This window comes from Paraburkholderia sp. BR10923 (genome assembly GCF_040948765.1).
Taxonomy (GTDB): Bacteria; Pseudomonadota; Gammaproteobacteria; order Burkholderiales; family Burkholderiaceae; genus Paraburkholderia; species Paraburkholderia youngii.
In genome coordinates this window covers 1-2,630 of the sequence record NZ_JBFPKO010000099.1, presented here as the reverse complement: position 1 = coordinate 2,630, position 2,630 = coordinate 1, and the positions used below count along the sequence as shown (strand labels likewise).

The following is a 2,630-nucleotide window of genomic DNA, read 5'->3' as shown; positions in this document are numbered from 1 at the left end:
TCTTGCGCTTGCGCGGTTCACCCGTCTTTAGTCTGGCTTTATATGGCATTATTCAATGCTGGCTTCATGATGTTGCGCTTTTACACAACCCGCAGCATCTTTGCAATACCCCCATCCGGACAAAGCCATCATGAACACAATCCCGACCCGCAGATGCGGCCACCATCGATCCCTGCGGAAAAGCGCAAGGGACTGCTGGAGACGATGATCGCCGGGCCGACCCACATCTACCGTTACTTCGAGCCCCACCGGCGCGCGCTGGCGAGCATCCCGGGAAGCGTTGCCATGCGTCGTGAAGAGCCGAAGATCGGGCGCAACGAGCCGTGCCCGTGCGGTAGTGGCACGCAAGTGCAAGCATTGCTGCATGGCCAGCTCGCCGACGTTTCACTGATCATGCAGCACTGCTACGGAGACACGCAATGCCCCAGATCCCGGATGATGCCGAACTTCCCCTGAGCGCCAATGGCCCCGCTTACACGTCGCGACAGGATCGTGACGGCATACCGCTTTCGTATGTCGGTGAAAAACTCGGGCTCGCCATTGCGGATCTGCATCGCCACGCCCGGCGCTGTCAGGACGAACGTGATGATTTGCGCTGCGCCATGTACCACCTTCTCGTGGCATACCTGGGACTACACAACATGCTTGGCAAGGCGAACGACCGGACCCTGGTTGACCGGTTGCTTGACGGCAGCAGCGAGAAGCTGGACACGTGGCTGTGCCAGGTCGCGCGGGAGGGCGATGTTCATGGGCTCGCCGAACTGGGCAACTGACGCATACGGATCGCGAATTCCATGAAGCCAACCTTTCGCGGCGAGCGGGTGCCAGCCGCCATGCAAGACCGGTATGACGAGATCATTACGCTTACCGACGCCTTTTGTGCGCAACACCTGACCGATGAATACCGCGACCTCTGCCGACGTCTCGTTGCCACCCTGTGCCGCAAGCGGCCATCGCCACTGGTGACCGGTCCTGCGCGCTCCTGGGCCTGCGGCGTGGCCTACGCGATCGGGAGGGTCAACTTCCTCTTCGACAAGTCCCAAAAGCCCCCCATGCGCGCCGATGCACTGTGCCAGCACTTCGGGCTAAGCGCCCAGACCGGTTCGGCCCGCTCAGGATCAATTCTGAACCTTCTGAAGATCGGTCAGCTCGATCCTCGCTGGTCACTTCCCAGTCAGCTCGACAGAAATCCACTCGTCTGGTTTATCGAAATCAATGGCATGATCGTCGACGCGCGCCGCATCCCAAGCAATTTGCAGGAAGAAGCCTTTCGCCTGGGCGTCATCCCATTCGTCCCAGACGAAGATCGCTAGTTCGCGGGAATTCCCGGGCCCGGTTTGTACGCCGCCTGTGGCGTAGCAATTTTCCCTTGCCCTTCATCGGGTTCGCCGCCTCCTATCCTGGCAGGCACGTCCGCCCGCTAAGTCGGACTAAACGTGCTTTATTTTCGGTTTCCTGAAGCGTCCCCCTCGTCACTGAATATCGGATTCAGGCGGCGGCAACTGAACGTTCCCTGCCTCTTCAACGGACTTTACGCCCTTCATGCCTTTGAGCTGCTGCACGTCGGCTAAGGAGGCGGCTCCCGAAATGATTCCGAGCCCTTCCATCATGTTGTTGATCTTTAGGCCTTTGCCCTCCAACTCCGATGCTAGTTGCCTGAAGCGTTGCAGATGATCCTCTGCAACGGTTACGACGACTTCTACACCCGGTTGATCGGCGGGGCCGCTCATGGTCGCTCCTTGGGGCGAGGGCCACCGGCGGACGCGCTCTGCTCACGCAGACATCACCGATGGCGCATTGGACAGTGTGCAAGGCAAGTCAGCTGCCCCGCGATTCATCGTAAACGGTCAATAAAAGACGTCCTTCGGTCGAAATGCAGAAGGTCAGAAGCTAGGTGTCCCACGTGGACACCTGCGCACTGACAATGATGACAGAGAACAAGGACCTCAAGAGACCGCTGGTGATTGGCGAGAAACGCGACGACCGACACACGAAGCCGCTCGCGACGAACTGTTCAAGTTGTGACGGAGATCCAGCGTGTCGATCAGGTGAATCGGTTGTGATCATCCACGTCACTGTGGACTTACAACTGCCCGCGCCGTTCGCAGATCGCATTGATCCGCATGATCGCGAACCGCTCCTTGGCACCAGGCATATTTTGCAGTATGCACTCGTAGTACGCCTTCTCGCGCGGCAGCAACATTTCGCTGTTCCGATACAGTGCGTAGCATGAGCGCTGGATATAGTTTGATGCACCCTGACTGCGGGCGTCGCGCAAACCGACGAGCATGCAGTCGTCATAGGATGACGGCCCATCAGCGAACGCTGGATGCATAATTCGTAGGCCCAGCAGGCCAAATACCGTCCGCAGGGTACATGTCCGTGTGACACTCTTGAGCATGGGCTTCTTCTCTACTGTGTGAGTTTGCTCGGCGTGGACACCGGCCCCGCCCTGGTGGCAGTTTATTAAATGGCGCTGATCCGGATTTACGTCATGCTCCACGGCTTTGTCCGGATGGGTACGAGTTCCCGTGCCATGGACGCGACTATGCATTTTTGACGCAAACCGGTTTGCCGAAGGCGTTCCACCGGTTCAGCAGGTTGGCGATGATTACGCCTTCGCCTTCCTG

General features: G+C 58.6%; 5 protein-coding genes. 3 read left to right on the top strand and 2 right to left on the bottom strand.

Annotated features, from left to right (window positions below; translation table 11 throughout):
• The 3 genes from AB3X94_RS41450 to AB3X94_RS41440 form a co-directional block, all read left to right on the top strand.
• Positions 1-456, top strand: a 456-nt coding sequence (locus AB3X94_RS41450) for a YecA family protein (protein WP_368614437.1), incomplete at its 5' end; no start/stop codon positions are given.
• Positions 420-773, top strand: a complete 354-nt coding sequence (locus tag AB3X94_RS41445; RefSeq protein WP_368594370.1) for a hypothetical protein — start codon at positions 420-422, stop codon at positions 771-773. The genes AB3X94_RS41450 and AB3X94_RS41445, both read left to right, overlap by 37 nt.
• 21 nt (positions 774-794) lie before the next feature.
• Positions 795-1,313, top strand: a complete 519-nt coding sequence (locus AB3X94_RS41440) for a DUF6398 domain-containing protein (protein ID WP_368594371.1) — start codon at positions 795-797, stop codon at positions 1,311-1,313.
• Between the two features lie 159 nt (positions 1,314-1,472).
• Here the strand turns inward: AB3X94_RS41440 and AB3X94_RS41435 are convergent, their stop codons facing one another.
• Positions 1,473-1,730 carry a hypothetical protein gene (locus tag AB3X94_RS41435; protein ID WP_176112095.1) on the bottom strand — a complete coding sequence of 86 codons (258 nt, stop codon included), beginning with the start codon at positions 1,728-1,730 and terminating at the stop codon, positions 1,473-1,475.
• A gap of 353 nt (positions 1,731-2,083) precedes the next feature.
• The gene (locus AB3X94_RS41430; protein ID WP_368614436.1) at positions 2,084-2,401 is read right to left on the bottom strand and encodes a VF_A0006 family four-cysteine protein; all 318 of its coding nucleotides are present in this window, start codon (positions 2,399-2,401) and stop codon (positions 2,084-2,086) included.
• Between the last annotated feature and the right edge of the window lie 229 nt (positions 2,402-2,630).